Genomic DNA, 16,705 nt, shown 5'->3' with positions numbered 1-16,705 from the left:
CTCGTCGTGCCTGCTGCTACCCCTCCCCCCCCCCCCCCCCCCCCCCCCCTCCCCCCCCCCCCCCCCCCCCCCCCCCCCCCCCCCCCCCCCCCCCCCCCCCCACGGTCGGTCAGTACCGGTACTGCTGCTGGTCGTCCGGGTGCGGCTCGTAGCCGTACTGGCCGGGCCCCTGCTGCTGCGGCGGCTGGTCCGTGTCGCGCTGCTGCGGGACCCAGACCCCGCCGGGCGGAGTGTCGTAGCTGTACGAGGGGGCGTACGGGTCGCCGTAGTACGAGCCGTACTGCTGACCGTCCGTACCGGGGCCGATGTACGGGTCGGAGTAGGCGGCGTACTGCTGCTGCCCGGCGGCCTGGCCGTAGTCGTAGGCAGGCTGCTGCTGGTCGTACGCGGGCGCGTAGGGGTCGTACCCGGTCTGGTAGCCCGTCTCGTAGCCGGTGCCGGGGGTCTGGGAGGCGTCGTGGGCCGGGTCCTGACCCATGTTGTAGACGCCGTACTGGCCGGTGTCCTCGGGCAGCGGCAGGGGCTCGTAGACCGCGGTGGTCTCGGCGGCCGGAACCTCGCCCCCCTCCGGTCCGGCGTACGGGGCGTCCTCGGCCTCGTAGGAGAGCTCGGTGACCTCGAGGGTGGGCCCGGCCTGTGCCGGAGGGCCCGACCTGCGGCGACGGCTCGCGCCCGGGTTGCCGCCGAGCGCCCAGCCGGTGGAGAAGCCGCGGCGGAAGGAGAGCGTCACATAGGTCTGGCCGACGGCGAAGGCGATCGCTCCGACGATGATGACCGCCACCAGGGACGTGAGGACGCCGAGGACGACGCCGAGGAAGCCGCAGAAGGCGAGCACGCGCCAGCGGAGTCGCGCCTTGTATTGGAGGAGCACCTCCCCCAGCAGCCACAGCGCGACCACGCCGAATGCGATGTAGAGGACCGTCCACCCCATGCCCCGCCGCCCCTCTCCACGGTCACCGCCGCGGGTCGGGGCGGGTACGACCGGTCACGACTGCTGGTGCAGTCCGAGATTCTCGTAGATCTCGATCGCGGTGGAGCTGTTCAGCGTGATGAAGTGCAGTCCGGGGACACCCTCGGAGAGCAGCCGCGCGCAGAACTCCGTCGCGAACTCGATACCGATGGAGCGTACAGCGGCGGGATCGTCCTTGACGGCGAGGATGCGGTCTTTCACATCCGCGGGGAAGGCCGCGTTGCTCAGCTGGGGCAGTCGGCCGAGGGTCTTCACGTTCACAACGGGCATGACTTCGGGGATGATCGGGGTCTCGCAGCCCGCCTTGGCGACGCTGTCCCGCAGCCGCAGATAGTTCTCGGGGTCGAAGAACATCTGGGTGATCGCGTAGTCGGCACCGGCACGGCACTTGTCCACGAAGTGCCGGATGTCCGTGTCCCAGTCGAGGGAGCGGGGGTGCATCTCCGGGAAGGCGGCGACGCCGACGCAGAAATCGCCCGATTCCTTGATCAGCCGGACGAGGTCGACGGCGTACTTGACGCCCTCGGGGTGCTCGACCCACTCCCCCAGCGGGTCGCCCGGCGGGTCGCCGCGGACGGCGAGCATGTTGCGGATGCCGGCGTCGGCGTACTGGCCCAGGATGTTGCGCAGCTCGGCGACCGAGTGGTCGACGGCCGTGAGGTGGGCGACCGGGGTGAGCGTGGTGTCGGAGGCGATCTTCTGGGTGGCCTTGACGGTGCCGCCGCGGGTGGAGCCGCCGGCGCCGTAGGTCACGGAGACGAAGCTGGGGCCGACCGCCTCGACGCGGCGCATCGCGTTGTAGAGGGCCTTCTCGCCCTTCTCGGTCCGGGGCGCGAAGAACTCGAAGGAGTACGACGTGCCGCCGGAGGCGAGGATCTCGCGGACCGTGCGGGCGCGGTCCGAGCGGACGGAAGCGGTGCCAAGGGCCATACGGGCAGGTTAGACGGGCCGCGCTGAGGTGCGTGAGCGGCGTCCGAGTGGTGGACACGGTTTTGGACAGCCGGCGGAGCGGATCGCTGGACGAACCTCCGACGGAGCCCCGGGCCGTCCGGGAGCCCCGAGCCGCCGGACGGAGGCCCTACTCCCCCGCGCGCTCGCGGATCCGCTTGGCCAGGGCGGCCGTCGCGGCGGCCGGGTCGTCGGCCTCGGTGATCGCCCGGACGACGACGATCCGGCGCGCACCCGCGTCCAGGACTTCGTCCAGATTCGTCTCGTCGATACCGCCGATCGCGAACCAGGGGCGGTCCTGGGCCAGGCCCGCCGCGTACCGCACGAGGCCGAGGCCCGGCGCGTACCGGCCGGGCTTGGTGGGGGTGGGCCAGCAGGGCCCGGTGCAGAAGTAGTCGACTCCGGGCTCGACGGCGGCCGCGGCCGCCTCGCTCTCGGCGTGGCAGGAGCGGCCGATCAGTACGTCGTCGGAGCCGCCGAGGATGGCCCGGGCGGCGGGCACGGGCAGGTCGCCCTGGCCCAGGTGCAGCACGTCGGAGCCGATGGCGTGGGCGACGTCGGCCCGGTCGTTCACGGCGAGGAGCCTGCCGTGCCGGCGGGCGGCCTCGGCGAAGACGGCGAGGTGCTCCAGCTCCTCACCCGCCTCCATGCCCTTGTCGCGGAGCTGCACGATGTCCACGCCGGAGGAGAGCACGGCGTCGAGGAAGGCGGGCAGGTCGCCCTGGCGCTTCCGGGCGTCGGTGCACAGGTAGAGCCGGGCGTCGGCGAGCAGCTCACGAGGCGTGGGCATGGGTGGTTCCCCCCGTCGGTGGCACGGGGTCGATCCCCGTGGGTGTCGCGGGGCGGTACCCCGGCGGTGCGGCGCGGGGTGTCCCGCGTCGGTGGCGCGGGGCCGCGGCGGCCCGGCCGTGGGGCCGGTCGCCGCGACACCCGCTCATGGTGTCCTTCGGTGGCGCGTCAGATGGCGAGCGCCTGGGCGCGGCGCTTCACCTCCGTGCCACGGTTCTCGTTGAGCGCCTGCGCGGGCGTGCCCGGCAGGCTCTCGTCCGGAGTGAAGAGCCACTCCAGCATCTCCTCGTCGGTGAAGCCGTCGTCCCGCAGGACGGTCAGGAGCCCGACGAGGCCCTTGACGATCTTGTCGCCCTGGATGAAGGCGGCGGGGATCTGCAGGGCGTTGTTCTCTCCACGGCGCACGGCGATGAGCTGACCGTCCTTGATCAGCTGCCGCACGCGCGTCACCTCGACATCGAGCATCTCCGCGATGTCGGGCACATAGAGCCAGGCGGGGACGAGCGCATCGATCTTTACGTCAATCTCGGTCACAGGACAAGCCTGCCATCCCGGACTGACAGCCGGTAGTCGGGCCCTACGCGACGGCCGCCTTCAGAGGGACGGAGGGGTCCGCCGCGCGCACGGGGTCGACGGGGGTGGCCGTCTCGATGAGCTTGCGGCCCTGGGCCAGGTCCCGGGGGCGGCCGACCGCGAGCAGGGCCACCGGCACCCCGGCGCGCAGCCACAGCACGGACCAGGTCCTCTCCGCCGGGTCGCCGCGCCAGAGCAGCTCGTCCGCGTCCGCGTGGTGCCCGGCGTACTGGACGAAGCGGCCGAACTGCTCGGACCAGAAGTACGGGACGGGGTCGTACGGCCCCGAGTCCGCTCCCGCACCGGCCCCGGTGATCGTCGCGGCGACCGTGCGGGGGCCCTGGAGCGCGTTGTCCCAGTGGTGGACGAGGAGGCGCCGCCCGTAGCGGGCGGAGGGGAAGGAGGCGCAGTCCCCGACGGCGTACACGTCGGGCAGGTTGGTGCGGAGGCGCTCGTCGGCCGTGACGGCGCCGCTCGGGTCGAGGGCGATCCCGGAGCCGCTGAGCCATCCGGTGGCGGGGAGGGCGCCGATGCCGACGACGACGGCGTCGGCGGGCAGCTCGCGGCCGTCGGCGAGGACGACCCTGCCCGGCTCGACGACGTCCACGCGCGCGCGGGTGAGGAGTTCGGCGCCGTTCTCGCCGTACCACTCGGCCATGGGGGCGGTGACCTCGGCGGGCAGGGCTCCGGCGAGGGGGCGGTCGGCGGCCTCGACGACGGTGACGGCGCAGCCGGCCTCGCGGGCGGCGGTGGCGAACTCCGCGCCGATCCAGCCGGCGCCGACGACCACGACGCCGTGCCGGCGCTCCAGGACGGGGCCGAGCCGGACGGCGTCGTCGAGGGTCCGCAGCAGATGGACCCCGGGGACGCCTTCGGTGCCGGGCAGGGTGATCGGCTGGGCACCGGTGGCGACGACCAGGGTGTCGTAGGCGACGGGACCGGCCTCGGTGTCGATCTCGTGGTCGCCGGCGCGCAGCCCGGTGACGTCGAGGCCGAGGCGGAGTTCGATGCCGAGCTCCTCGAAGTCGACGTCGAAGGCGGAACCCTCGGCCTTGCCGAGGAGGACGGCCTTGGAGAGCGGGGGCCGGTCGTAGGGCTGGTGGGGCTCGGCTCCGATGAGGGTCACGGGGCCGGTGAAGCCCTGTTCGCGCAGGGCGACGGCGGTCTGGACGCCCGCCATGCCGGCGCCGACGATCACGACGTGCTGCTGTGCCTGCTTCTGCTCGCTCACCCGACCACCTTACGCATCTGACGGAGCGTCAGGAAGGGAGGGGTCTGCGGCCCCCGGAGGCGGAAGCTAGTGTGTCGGGCGTAAAGCACTCGCGGGAGCCCGGACGCACCGGGCTGAGAGGGAGGCTGGGACGGCCTCCGACCGTACGAACCTGATCCGGGTCATGCCGGCGAAGGGAGGGGCTGGACGCCCATGCGTTCTTCCGAAGTCCATGCGTCCGAGGACCACGCGCCGGAGGCGGACGCGCCGGATACCACCGCATCCGCCGCATCCGCCGCATTGGCGGCGGACGCGCCGGATGCCGCAGCGCCCGCTACGGGCCGGCCGGCTGCGGAAAGGTCCGCCGCCGGACCGTCCGATGCGGGACCGTCCGGCTCCGACGTCCTCGTCGTCGGCGGCGGGATCATCGGCCTGGTCACGGCCTGGCGGGCCGCACGACGCGGCCTGCGCACCACCGTGATCGACCCTGCGCCGGGCGGCGGCGCCGCGCACGTCGCGGCCGGGATGCTCGCCGCCGTCACCGAACTCCACTACGGCGAGGAGACCCTCCTCGGGCTCAACCTCGCCTCCGCCGCGCGCTACCCCGCGTTCGTCGCCGAGCTCGAGGAGGCCACCGGCCACGACGTCGGCTACCGCGCCTGCGGCACCCTCGCCGTCGCCCTCGACGCCGACGACCGGGCCCACCTGCGCGAACTGCACGCCCTGCAGACCCGCTGCGGGCTCACCTCGGAGTGGCTCAGCGGCCGTGAGTGCCGTCGGCTCGAACCGATGCTGGCCCCGGGAGTACGCGGTGGGCTCCGGGTGGACGGCGACCACCAGGTCGATCCGCGCCGACTCGCCGCCGCGCTCCTCGTCGCCTGCGAACGGGCCGGGGTGGTCTTCCACCGCGACCTCGCGCAGAGCCTGACGGTGGTACGGGACCGGGCCCGCGGTGTCGTGCCCGCCGGGGGCGGGCAGCTGACGGCCGACCAGGTCGTCCTCGCCGCGGGCAGCCTGAGCGGCCGCCTCGCGGGCGTGCCGGACGAGGTGCTTCCGCCGGTGCGCCCGGTCAAGGGCCAGGTGCTGCGGCTGCGCGTACCGGCCCCGTACGCCCCCTTCCTCTCCCGGACGGTCCGGGCCGTCGTCCGCGGCAGCCACGTCTACCTCGTGCCCCGCGAGAACGGCGAACTCGTCGTCGGCGCCACCAGCGAGGAACTCGGCTGGGACACCACGGTGACGGCGGGCGGGGTGTACGAGCTGCTGCGCGACGCCCACGAGCTCGTCCCCGGGCTCACCGAGCTGCCCCTGACCGAGACGCTGGCGGGACTGCGCCCCGCGTCGCCCGACAACGCGCCGCTGCTCGGCCCCACCGCCCTGCCCGGACTGCACCTGGCCACCGGCCACTACCGCAACGGGGTCCTGCTCACCCCGATCACCGGCGACGTCATGGCCGAGGTGCTCACCACCGGGGCCCTCCCCGACGAGGCCCGCCCCTTCACCCCCCGCCGATTCTCCCCCGCGCCCGCCCCCGTACGTCAGGAGCAGCCCGCATGAACGTGTCCGTGAACGGAGAGGCCCGCGTGCTCTCCGGACCCGTCTCCCTCGACGCCCTCGTGGCGAGCCTGACCACGGCCCGCTCCGGGGTCGCCGCCGCCCTGAACGAGACGGTGGTACCGCGCGGCGAGTGGGAGACGACGCTCCTCGGCGAAGGCGACCGGGTGGAAGTACTCACCGCGGTCCAGGGAGGCTGAGCGCGATGTCCGACGACGTGTTCACCCTCGGCGGTACGGAGTTCTCCTCCCGGCTCATCATGGGCACCGGCGGGGCGCCCAGCCTCGACGTCCTGGAACGCTCGCTGGTCGCCAGCGGTACGGAGCTGACGACGGTCGCGATGCGGCGCCTGGACCCGACCGTCCAGGGCTCGGTCCTCTCCGTCCTGGAGCGACTGGGCATCCGGGTCCTGCCGAACACGGCGGGCTGCTTCACGGCGGGCGAGGCGGTCCTGACGGCCCGTCTGGCCCGCGAGGCGCTCGGCACCGACTGGATCAAGCTGGAGGTCGTCGCCGACGAGCGGACGCTGCTGCCGGACGGGGAGGAACTCCTCGTCGCGGCCGAGACCCTGGTCGACGACGGCTTCACCGTCCTCCCCTACACCAACGACGACCCGGTCCTCGCGCGGAAGCTGGAGGACGTGGGCTGCGCGGCGATCATGCCGCTCGGCTCGCCGATCGGCTCGGGCCTCGGCATCCGCAACCCGCACAACTTCCAGCTGATCGCGGAACGGGCGGGGGTGCCGGTGATCCTCGACGCGGGGGCCGGCACGGCGTCGGATGCGGCGCTCGCGATGGAGCTGGGGTGCGCGGCGGTGATGCTGGCGTCGGCGGTGACCCGCGCGCAGGAGCCGGTCCTGATGGCTTCGGCGATGCGGCACGCGGTGGAGGCGGGACGGTTGGCGTACCGGGCGGGGCGGATTCCTCGGCGGCACTTCGCGGAGGCGTCGTCCCCCATGGAGGGCCGCCCGACCCTGGACCCGGAACGCCCCGCCTTCTGACCGACCGGTGGGCGAGCGGCGGCGGTGCATGCCGTCGGTCCGTGCGGGACTCGTCACAGCTGGGTCGCAGTCGGGCCCGCACGGCCGAGCCCCCACCCACCCCCTCGTAGACTCGACGCCGTGGACACGACCCTTCAGGACCCCCTCGTCGGGCGGCTGCTCGACGGCCGCTACCGCGTCGACGCGCGCATCGCCGTCGGCGGGATGGCCACGGTCTACCGGGCCCTCGACACCCGCCTCGACCGCGTCCTCGCGCTCAAGGTGATGCACCCCGCCCTCGCCACGGACGCCGCGTTCGTCGAGCGCTTCATCCGCGAGGCGAAGTCCGTGGCCCGCCTGTCGCACCCCAACGTCGTCGGCGTCTTCGACCAGGGCGCCGAGGGCGCGTACGTCTACCTGGCGATGGAGTACGTCGCCGGCTGCACCCTCCGTGACGTCCTGCGTGAGCGCGGCGCCCTCGCGCCCCGGGCCGCTCTGGACATCCTGGAGCCGGTGCTCGCCGCGCTCGGCGCCGCGCACCGGGCCGGGTTCGTGCACCGGGACATGAAGCCGGAGAACGTCCTGATAGGGGACGACGGCCGGGTCAAGGTCGCCGACTTCGGTCTTGTACGGGCCGTGGGCTCGGCGACCGCCACGACCGGTTCGGTCCTCGGGACCGTCTCGTACCTGGCGCCGGAGCAGATCGAGCACGGCACCGCCGACACCCGCGCCGATGTGTACGCCTGCGGCGTCGTCCTCTACGAGATGCTGACCGGCGGCAAGCCGCACTCCGGCGACACCCCCGCTCAGGTGCTGTACCAGCACCTGAGCACGGACGTGCCCGCCCCCTCGGCGACCGTTCCCGGGCTCGCCGTGGAGCTGGACGAGCTGGTCGGGGCGGCCACCGCCCGCAACCCCGACGTCCGCCCGTACGACGCCGTAGCCCTGCTCGCGCTGCTGCGGGAGGCCCGCGCGGCGCTCGGCGAGGAGCAGCTGGACGCCATGCCCCCGCAGGCCCGGTCCGGGGCCCGGGACACCACGGACGACCGGACGAGCGTGATCCCCCGGGCGGTGCCGGCCGGGACCGAGGCCCACGCCGACGCGCACCAGGTGCTGCACACGAACCGGCTGCCGGCCCCCGAGCCGCCCGCGGCCGGCCTCCGCCGCAGGCCCCCGCGCGGCCCGCTGCTCCTCGTCCTCGGCGTACTGCTCGCCCTCGGCCTGGGCACCGGTGTCTGGTACATCAATTCCGGCCAGTTCACCCGGGTCCCCGCCGTGCTCGGCCAGACGGAGACCGAGGCGACGAAGCGGATCACCGGCGCCGGGCTGGAGGTCGGCACGACGAAGCGCGCGTTCAGCGACGTGTACGAGCGCGGCACCGTCATGGCCGTCGACCCGGCTCCCGGCGAGCGCCTCCGCGGCAACGGCTCGGTCACCCTGACCCTCTCCCGCGGTCCCGAGATCGTGAAGGTGCCCAACCTCAAGAACAAGCCGCTCGCCGAGGCGAAGCGGGTCCTCGCGGAGGAGGGCCTGGTCGCCGGGGTGATCACCCAGCGGTTCAGTGACACCGTCGACCAGGGGTCCGTGATCGGTTCCGACCCCGAGCCCGGCACCGAGCGGGCTCCGGACTCGGCCGTCGCCCTGGTGGTCAGCAAGGGCTCCCCGATCGACGTCCCCGACGTGACCGGTGAGACCGTCGCCGACGCCACGGCCCTGCTCCAGGACGAGGGGCTCAAGGTGGTCGTCGCCCCGGAGCGGATCCACTCCCCCGAGGCCGCCGGATCCGTCGCCGCACAGTCGCTCGCCGAGGGCAGCCGGGCCGCCGAGGGCGACACCATCACCCTCACCGTCTCCAAGGGCCCCCGGCTCGTCGAGGTACCGGACGTCGTCGGCGAGACGGTCGACGACGCACGTACGGCCCTGGAGGACGAGGGCTTCGAGGTGGAGGTCAAGAAGTCCTTCCCCTACCTGGGCAGCGAGGTCACGGGCCAGTCCGTGGAGGGCGGCTCCACCGCGCCCGAGGGCTCCACCGTCACGATCACGATCAAGGGACTGTAGAAACTGATGCGCAACCCCGTCGGCGGCCATGTCCCGGTGGCCGGTGGCCTCGCCAAGGTCGGCCTCGGCTACGCCCGTGAGCTCGGCGCCGAGACCGTACAGGTCTTCGTCGCCAACCCGCGCGGCTGGGCCACCCCGCCCGGGAACCCCGCCGAGGACGAACGGTTCCGCGCCGAGTGCGCCGCCGAGTCGATCTCGGCCTGGGTCCACGCCCCCTACCTGATCAACTTCGGTTCGCACACCGAGGCCACCGCCGAGAAGTCGGTGGAGTCGATGCGGCACTCGCTGCGGCGGGGCCGGGAGATCGGCGCGAAGGGTGTGGTGGTGCACACCGGCTCGGCGACCGGGGGCCGCCCGCGGGCGGTGGCACTCGCGCAGGTCCGGGAGCTGCTGCTGCCGCTGCTCGACGAGCTGACGCACGAGGACGATCCGGATCTGCTCCTGGAGTCGACGGCCGGCCAGGGCTTCTCGCTCTGCTCGCGCGCGGAGGACTTCGGGCCGTACTTCGATGTGCTCGACCGGCACCCGAAGCTGGGGATCTGCCTCGACACCTGCCACATCTTCGCCGCCGGCCACGACCTGACCGGTCGGCACGGCGCGGCGCAGACGCTCGATCAGCTGGTGGCGACCGTGGGTGAGGGACGGCTGAAGCTGATCCACGCCAATGATTCCCAGGATGTCGTCGGCGCCCGCAAGGACCGGCACGCGAACATCGGCGTGGGCCACATCGGCGAGGACGCGTTCCGCAACCTCCTCCGTCACCCGGCGACCGAGGGCGTGCCCCTGATCATCGAGACGCCCGGCGGCACGGCGGGGCACCTCGCGGACGTGGAGCTGCTCAAGAAGCTGAGGGACTGACACGCCTTCCTGTTGAGGAATACCCCAGGGGGGTATACGGTTCCTGTAATGGCAGGACCCGCTACCCGACCCTGGGGGCACCCATGCAGCACGACGCGCACGCCCATCACGATCACAGCACTCACGCCGGCCCCGAGAGCCACGACAACCACGCGGGTCACGAGGGACACAAGGCTCACGAAGGCCACCGGGAGCAGCACGGCGGGCAGCACGAGGGCCACGGCGCTCACCACGCCCCCGGCAAGGCCTCCTGGTCGATGGCGGCCAGGGCGACGCTGCACTGCCTCACCGGCTGCGCCATCGGCGAGGTCCTCGGCATGATCATCGGCACCGCGCTCGGCTGGGGCAACATGGAGACGATGATCCTCGCGATCATCCTGGCCTTCGTCTTCGGCTACGCGCTGACCCTGCGCGGAATCCTGGCCGCCGGCGTCGATTTCAGGACAGCCTTCAAGGTCGCGCTCGCCGCCGACACCCTGTCCATCGCGGTGATGGAGATCATCGACAACGGCGTCATCGCCCTCTGGCCCGGCGCCATGGACGCCCACCTGTCCGACCCGATCTTCTGGATCGTGCTCGCCATCGCGCTCGCCGCCGCCTTCGTGATCACCGTTCCGGTGAACAAGTGGATGATCGGCCGCGGCAAGGGGCACGCGGTGGTCCACCGGTACCACCACTGACCTGCGGCACCTCGGCGAAGGACGGTCCGGAGCGCTACAGCTCCGGGCCGTCTCCCGGTTCCTCCTGGTACGAGTACCGCTGCTCCGTCCAGGGATCGCCCAGGTTGTGGTACCCGCGCTCCTCCCAGAAGCCCCGCCGGTCGGCGGCCATGTACTCCACGCCGCGGACCCACTTGGGACCCTTCCAGGCGTACAGGTGCGGGACGACCAGGCGCAGCGGGAAACCGTGCTCGGCGGTGAGCAGCTCGCCGTCCATGTGGGTGGCGAAGATCGAACGCTCGTCGGCGAAGTCGGCGAGCCGCATGTTGGCGCTGTAGCCGTACTCCGCCCAGACCATCACGTGGGTGACGTGCGGCGCGGGCGGGGCGAGCTCGAGGACCGTACGGGCCGGCACGCCCCCCCATTCGGCCCCGAGCATGCTGAATTTCGTGACGCAGTGCAGATCGGCCACCACCGAGGAGAACGGCAGGGCCGAGAACTCCTCGTGGTTCCAGCACCGCTTGTCGCCGTCGGCCGTCGCGCCGAAGACGCGGAACTCCCAGCGGTCCGGCTTGAACTTGGGGACGGGCCCGTAATGGGTGACCGGCCAGCCGCGCTGGAGCCGCTGGCCCGGCGGAAGGTCCGGCTGTCCTGCTTCCCGGTGCACTCCGCTCTCCGTCCGACCCATGTCATCCATGGTGACAGACGGCGAGGGGTGGTTATGACCAGGAGACCTCCGGCCTGGCCCGATTCGGGCAACTCCCACTAAGCCTGCACTTACTGGACGCCCCCCATTCGGGGTGCGAGGATGCGGCCATCCTGCCCAGTGACGGCGTAGACACGCAACGTGGAAGGAGCCTCTGCAATGCAGGGCGACCCCGAGGTCCTCGAGTTCCTCAACGAGCAGCTGACCGGCGAGCTGACGGCCATCAACCAGTACTGGCTGCACTACCGCATCCAGGACAACAAGGGGTGGACGAAGCTCGCCAAGTACACGCGCGAAGAGTCCATCGATGAGATGAAGCACGCGGACAAGCTGACCGAGCGCATCCTGATGCTCGACGGCCTGCCCAATTACCAGCGCCTCTTCCACGTACGGGTCGGCCAGACCCTCACCGAGATGTTCCAGGCGGACCGCCAGGTCGAGGTCGAGGCCATCGACCGCCTGAAGCGCGGGATCGAGGTCATGCGGGCCAAGGGGGACATCACGTCCGCCAATCTCTTCGAGGAGATCCTGGCCGACGAGGAGCACCACATCGACTACCTGGACACGCAGCTGGAGCTGATCGAGTCCCTGGGTGAGGCCCTCTACATCTCGACGCTCATCGAGCAGCCGAGCTGAGGCTTCCCCCCTAAGCGGCTTCCCCGAGTTCGGTGACGGTCTCCGTCGCCAGCGCGGGCATCCCCTGGTCCAGGAGGTCACGTCGCGGGCAGTTGCCGCGGCCGAGGATGGCCTGAATGCGACGGACGCAGGAACCGCAGTCCGTGCCGGCCTTGCAGGCCGAGGCGATCTGGCGGGGCGTGCAGGCGCCCGCGTCGGCATGCGCCTTGACCTGCTTCTCCGTCACTCCGAAGCATGAGCAGACGTACATCGCGGTTCACCTCCCGCCGTGATCGATAAGGCTAACCTAACCTTACCCGGCGCCGGGGAACCGTAAAAGCCCTGGATACGACGATGGGGCGCGGATCACATGGATCCGCGCCCCATCGTCGTAGGTATCTACTTACTGATCGCGGTACATCTCCGCCACCAGGAAGGCCAGGTCCAGGGACTGGCTGCGGTTGAGACGCGGATCGCAGGCCGTCTCGTAGCGCTGGTGCAGGTCGTCGACGAAGATCTCGTCGCCGCCGCCCACGCACTCGGTGACGTCGTCACCGGTGAGCTCGACGTGGATGCCGCCCGGGTGGGTGCCGAGCGCCTTGTGGACCTCGAAGAAGCCCTTGACCTCGTCGAGCACGTCGTCGAAGCGGCGCGTCTTGTGGCCGGAGGCGGCCTCGAAGGTGTTGCCGTGCATCGGGTCGGTGACCCAGGCGACGACCGCACCGGAGGCGGTGACCTTCTCGACCAGCTCGGGGAGCTTGTCGCGGACCTTGTCGGCGCCCATGCGGACGATGAAGGTCAGCCGGCCCGCCTCGCGGTCCGGGTCGAGACGGTCGATGTACGTCAGCGCGTCGTCCACCGAGGTGGTCGGGCCCAGCTTGATGCCGATCGGGTTCGCGATCTGCGAGGCGAACTCGATGTGGGCGTGGTCGAGCTGGCGGGTGCGCTCGCCGATCCAGACCATGTGGCCGGAGGTGTCGTACAGCTTGCCGGTGCGCGAGTCCGTACGGGTCAGCGCACCCTCGTAGTCGAGCAGCAGCGCCTCGTGGGAGGCGTAGAACTCGACGGCCTTGAACTCGGCCGGGTCGGTGCCACAGGCCTTCATGAAGTTCAGCGCGTTGTCGATCTCCCGCGCCAGCTGCTCGTAGCGCTGACCCGAGGGGGACGACTTCACGAAGTCCTGGTTCCAGGCGTGCACCTGGCGCAGGTCGGCGTAGCCGCCGGTGGTGAAGGCGCGCACCAGGTTGAGCGTGGAGGCGGAGGCGTTGTACATCCGCTTCAGGCGCTCGGGGTCCGGGATGCGGGACTTCTCGTCGAAGCCGAAGCCGTTGACCGAGTCGCCCCGGTAGGTCGGCAGGGTGACGCCGTCCCGGGTCTCGGTCCCCTTGGAGCGGGGCTTCGAGTACTGGCCGGCGATGCGGCCGACCTTCACCACGGGCACGGAGGCCGCGTAGGTGAGGACGGCGCTCATCTGGAGCAGCGTCTTGAGCTTGGCCCTGATGTGGTCGGCGGACACGGCGTCGAAGGCCTCGGCACAGTCGCCGCCCTGGAGCAGGAACGCCTCGCCACGGGCGACGGCTCCCATCCGGGCGCGCAGCTGGTCGCACTCGCCGGCGAAGACGAGCGGAGGATACGACTCGAGGTCCGCGATCACATCGCGCAGAGCCTCGGCATCGGGGTACTCGGGCTGCTGCGCCGCGGGCAGGTCTCGCCAGGTCGCCTTGGCGACGGCGTGGGAATCAGCGTTCACGGTCACACGCACAACATTACGGGGTTCTTCGTCCTGTCCTGTCCCCCTGCCCAGTGACTGAGACGCGCGCCCGAAATGTCCGCCGAAGATCTTCACGCCTTCGGGTGGTGTTACCCTCTGGCCCGTTTCACTAGTTGACAGTCGAATCACAGGGGTGGGCGTGACCCAGAGTCACCGCAGGGACCGTAAGAAGAAACGACTCTTGTACGGCGCGGCGGCCGCCGTCGTGGCCACGGCCACGATCGGCACCATCGCGGTCGCGTCCCCGGGCCTCCTCGGCGCGACGGGCGACGCCAAGGCGGCTGCTGGTGACGTTTCCCTCCAGTCGCAGTTCGCAAACGCGGCGCGCGAGTTCGACGTGCCGCAGAGTGTGCTGATGGCGGTGTCGTACCAGCAGACCCGCTGGGAGTCGCACGACGGCGAGCCGAGCACGACCGGCGCGTACAACGTCATGGGTCTGACGAAGGTCGACCCGGAGGACGTGCCGCAGAAGGTCACCGACGAGCAGATCGATCACTTCAACGGCTCCGGCCGTCCGGAGATCGAGAAGACCTTCGACCGCGCGAAGGTCCGGCAGATCCTGGAGAAGGCGCTCGTCGACACCGACGACCCCCGGCTCCACACCCTGGACAAGGCCGCCGAGCTGATCGACAGCTCCAGCGAGGCCGTCCAGAACGACACCGCCGCCTCCATCCGGGCCGGTGCCGCGCTGCTCGCCGACTACCAGAAGCAGGCCGGCGCCGAGCTGTCCGACGACGCGGGCGACTGGTACCCGGCCGTGGCCCGCTACAGCCAGTCCCCCGAGAAGAAGGGCGCCGACCTCTTCGCGAAGCGCGTCTTCGAGTCGATCCAGGACGGCGAGCGGGCGGTCACCCTCGACGGCGAGCAGGTCGCGCTGCCGGCCGACCCGTCGGTCGAGCCCGTCAAGCCGTCGAACGTGCCGCTGGCTGCGTCCTTCGCGAGCACGAACGCGGCCGCCGCGGTCCCCGAGTGCCCCGCCGCTCTGAACTGCGACGTCAAGCTGACCGTCCCCAACGCCGCGGGCAAGAAGAACTACACCGCCGGCGACCGCCCCAACCAGGGCGTCGACATCCGCCAGATCGTGATCCACGACACCGAGGGCTCCTACGAGGGCTCGCTCAAGGTGCTGACCGATCCGACCGGCGGGGGCAGCGCCCACTACCTGATCAGGGCCCAGGACGGCCAGGTCACCCAGATGCTCGAGAACAAGCACCTGGCGTGGCACGCGGGCAACTGGACCCACAACATGCACGCCATCGGCGTGGAGCACGAGGGCTACGCCATCAAGGAGGGGAGCTGGTACACCGAGCAGCAGTACCGTTCCTCCGCCGAACTGGTGAAGTTCCTGGCGAACCAGTACGGCGTGCCGATCGACCGTGAGCACATCGTCGGTCACGACGAGGTGGCGCTCCAGACGGACACCGGACTCGCCAACCTCCACTGGGACGCCGGCCCGTACTGGGACTGGAACTACTACATGTCCCTCCTGGGCGCCCCGCAGGGCGACAAGGGCGCGGGCGGCCTGCTCCGGGCCGGCCAGGTGGTCCGTGTGGTGCCGCCGTTCACCACGGCCAACCAGCCCAAGCTGACCGTCGGCGGCACGGACGCGTCCGCGCGTCCGGCCAACTTCGGCTACCTGTACACGACGCCGTCGACGACCGGGACGACGCTGAAGGACCCGTACTTCACCTCGGGTGCGACCGAGGGCTCGAACTACGGAAACAAGGTCCGCGCCGGCGGCCTGTACGTCGTGGCGGAGGCCCGGAACGACTGGACCGCGATCTGGTACGCGGGCCAGAAGGCCTGGTTCTACAACCCCGGCGGCCAGTACACCGCGCCGGTGAACGGCACCACGGTGAAGCCGAAGTCCGGCCTGGCCTCGATCAAGGTCTACGGCCGTTCCTTCCCCGAGACCGCCGCCTACACCGCGGCCGGGCTCTCCGCGCCGGGTGACGAGAACGCCTCCCTGTCGAAGTTCTCCATCCCGACGGGCCAGGCCTACGTGAAGGCCGGCCCGGCGGTGAAGGGCGACGACTGGTTCGGCTCCGCCCAGAAGAACGTCATCGGCTCCACGCTGTTCGTGCCGATCCGTTACCACCACAAGATCGTCTGGGTGAAGCAGAGCGACATCGCGGAGGCCCCCGGCGCCGCTGCCGTCGCCACGAACGACCGCTACAACCTCATCGCCCGCGACGCCTCCGGTGTCCTCTGGCAGTACCAGGGCACCGGCACCGGCAGCGCGCCGTTCCTGACGCGCTACCGCGTCGGGCCCGGGTGGCAGGACTACGACGCCGTCACGCCGATGACCGCACTGCGGGCCGACGGGACCGGCGACATGGTCGCGCGCGGCAAGGACGGGGTGCTCTGGTACTACAAGGGCACCGGCAAGGCGTCCGCGCCCTTCGCGGGGCGGCTGCGGGTCGGTGCCGGATGGGGCGTCTACGACAAGCTCCTCGGCGCGCGGGACATGAACGCCGACGGGCGGCCTGATCTGATCGCCCGCGACAAGACCGGTGTCCTGTGGCTGTACACGAACACCGGCGCCTCCCCCAACCCCTTCGCCACCCGCGTCCGGGTCGGCGGCGGCTGGAACACGTACAACGAGCTGATCAGCACCGGTGACATGACCGGGGACGGCAAGCCCGACCTGATCGCGCGCGACAAGACCGGCGTGCTGTGGCTGTACAAGAACACGGGCGGCTCGCCGAACCCGTACGCCACCCGCGCCAAGGTCGGCGGCGGCTGGAACGCCTACAACATCATGGTCGGACCGAGCGACCTCGACCGTGACGGCAAGCCGGACCTGATAGCCCGGGACACCTCCGGTGTCCTGTGGTTCTACAAGAACACGAACGGCTACCCGAACCCGTACGCCACCCGCGTCAACGTCGGCAGCGGCTGGAACACGTACAACCTGATCGTCTGATCGTCAGATCCGACGCCATCCGGCCTCGGGGGGGGGGGGGGGGGGGGGGGGGGGGGGGGGGGGGGGGAGGGGGGGGGGGTGGGGGGTGGTGG

Annotated in this window: 16 protein-coding genes and 1 riboswitch; of the genes, 8 read left to right on the top strand and 8 right to left on the bottom strand. The window is 71.5% G+C overall.

Going from position 1 to position 16,705, the window contains the following annotated elements:
- Nucleotides 1-109: 109 nt before the first annotated feature.
- The 5 genes from ACZ4XX_RS30840 to ACZ4XX_RS30820 form a co-directional block, all read right to left on the bottom strand.
- On the bottom strand, nt 110-931 hold the full coding sequence (locus tag ACZ4XX_RS30840; protein ID WP_468511152.1) for a hypothetical protein: 822 nt from the start codon (nt 929-931) through the stop codon (nt 110-112).
- Nucleotides 932-985: 54 nt separating this feature from the next.
- Nucleotides 986-1,900, bottom strand: coding sequence for a methylenetetrahydrofolate reductase [NAD(P)H] (metF, locus tag ACZ4XX_RS30835; protein WP_468511151.1), 915 nt, complete (start codon nt 1,898-1,900; stop codon nt 986-988).
- 148 nt (nt 1,901-2,048) lie between these two features.
- The gene (thiE, locus tag ACZ4XX_RS30830) at nt 2,049-2,708 is read right to left on the bottom strand and encodes a thiamine phosphate synthase (RefSeq protein ID WP_468511150.1); all 660 of its coding nucleotides are present in this window, start codon (nt 2,706-2,708) and stop codon (nt 2,049-2,051) included.
- Nucleotides 2,709-2,875: 167 nt separating this feature from the next.
- A complete protein-coding gene (locus ACZ4XX_RS30825; protein ID WP_073916749.1) occupies nt 2,876-3,241 on the bottom strand; it encodes an Rv2175c family DNA-binding protein in 366 nt (121 codons plus the stop codon).
- A gap of 43 nt (nt 3,242-3,284) precedes the next feature.
- Nucleotides 3,285-4,511, bottom strand: coding sequence for an NAD(P)/FAD-dependent oxidoreductase (locus tag ACZ4XX_RS30820; protein ID WP_468511149.1), 1,227 nt, complete (start codon nt 4,509-4,511; stop codon nt 3,285-3,287).
- Nucleotides 4,512-4,592: 81 nt separating this feature from the next.
- Nucleotides 4,593-4,706, top strand: a riboswitch (TPP riboswitch).
- Between ACZ4XX_RS30820 and thiO the strand changes: the two genes are divergently transcribed.
- From thiO to ACZ4XX_RS30790, 6 genes are all read left to right on the top strand, one after another.
- Nucleotides 4,704-6,044, top strand: coding sequence for a glycine oxidase ThiO (gene thiO, locus ACZ4XX_RS30815; protein WP_468511148.1), 1,341 nt, complete (start codon nt 4,704-4,706; stop codon nt 6,042-6,044). It overlaps the preceding riboswitch by 3 nt.
- Entirely contained in the window at nt 6,041-6,241 is a 201-nt protein-coding gene (gene thiS, locus ACZ4XX_RS30810) for a sulfur carrier protein ThiS (protein WP_468511147.1), read from the top strand. Before thiO ends, thiS begins: the two co-directional genes overlap by 4 nt.
- A gap of 5 nt (nt 6,242-6,246) precedes the next feature.
- Nucleotides 6,247-7,041 carry a thiazole synthase gene (locus ACZ4XX_RS30805; RefSeq protein WP_468511146.1) on the top strand — a complete coding sequence of 265 codons (795 nt, stop codon included), beginning with the start codon at nt 6,247-6,249 and terminating at the stop codon, nt 7,039-7,041.
- A 120-nt stretch (nt 7,042-7,161) separates the two neighbouring features.
- Nucleotides 7,162-9,078, top strand: coding sequence for a Stk1 family PASTA domain-containing Ser/Thr kinase (gene pknB / locus ACZ4XX_RS30800; RefSeq protein ID WP_468511145.1), 1,917 nt, complete (start codon nt 7,162-7,164; stop codon nt 9,076-9,078).
- A 6-nt stretch (nt 9,079-9,084) separates the two neighbouring features.
- The gene (locus tag ACZ4XX_RS30795) at nt 9,085-9,936 is read left to right on the top strand and encodes a deoxyribonuclease IV (protein WP_468511144.1); all 852 of its coding nucleotides are present in this window, start codon (nt 9,085-9,087) and stop codon (nt 9,934-9,936) included.
- 83 nt (nt 9,937-10,019) lie between these two features.
- Nucleotides 10,020-10,616 carry a DUF4396 domain-containing protein gene (locus tag ACZ4XX_RS30790; RefSeq protein WP_468511143.1) on the top strand — a complete coding sequence of 199 codons (597 nt, stop codon included), beginning with the start codon at nt 10,020-10,022 and terminating at the stop codon, nt 10,614-10,616.
- Nucleotides 10,617-10,650: 34 nt separating this feature from the next.
- Here ACZ4XX_RS30790 and ACZ4XX_RS30785 read toward each other — a convergent pair whose 3' ends face one another.
- A complete protein-coding gene (locus tag ACZ4XX_RS30785; RefSeq protein ID WP_468511142.1) occupies nt 10,651-11,283 on the bottom strand; it encodes a sulfite oxidase-like oxidoreductase in 633 nt (210 codons plus the stop codon).
- A gap of 177 nt (nt 11,284-11,460) precedes the next feature.
- Between ACZ4XX_RS30785 and bfr the strand changes: the two genes are divergently transcribed.
- Nucleotides 11,461-11,937, top strand: coding sequence for a bacterioferritin (gene bfr / locus ACZ4XX_RS30780; protein WP_030314454.1), 477 nt, complete (start codon nt 11,461-11,463; stop codon nt 11,935-11,937).
- A 10-nt stretch (nt 11,938-11,947) separates the two neighbouring features.
- Here the strand turns inward: bfr and ACZ4XX_RS30775 are convergent, their stop codons facing one another.
- Together ACZ4XX_RS30775 and ACZ4XX_RS30770 are read right to left on the bottom strand one after the other, a co-directional pair.
- Complete coding sequence (locus ACZ4XX_RS30775) at nt 11,948-12,187, bottom strand: (2Fe-2S)-binding protein (protein WP_383585533.1); 240 nt, start codon at nt 12,185-12,187, stop codon at nt 11,948-11,950.
- Between the two features lie 132 nt (nt 12,188-12,319).
- Nucleotides 12,320-13,672 (bottom strand): class II 3-deoxy-7-phosphoheptulonate synthase, encoded by a 1,353-nt coding sequence (locus ACZ4XX_RS30770; protein ID WP_468511141.1) that lies wholly within the window; start codon nt 13,670-13,672, stop codon nt 12,320-12,322.
- A 154-nt stretch (nt 13,673-13,826) separates the two neighbouring features.
- Here ACZ4XX_RS30770 and ACZ4XX_RS30765 point away from each other — a divergent pair, with 154 nt between their 5' ends.
- Nucleotides 13,827-16,613 carry an N-acetylmuramoyl-L-alanine amidase gene (locus tag ACZ4XX_RS30765; RefSeq protein ID WP_468511140.1) on the top strand — a complete coding sequence of 929 codons (2,787 nt, stop codon included), beginning with the start codon at nt 13,827-13,829 and terminating at the stop codon, nt 16,611-16,613.
- The last annotated feature ends 92 nt before the right edge of the window (nt 16,614-16,705 follow it).

Source organism: Streptomyces sp. NPDC029956 (genome assembly GCF_055574655.1).
The sequence above is the reverse complement of the archived record's forward strand: the minus strand, read 5'-3'. Positions and strand labels throughout refer to the sequence as shown.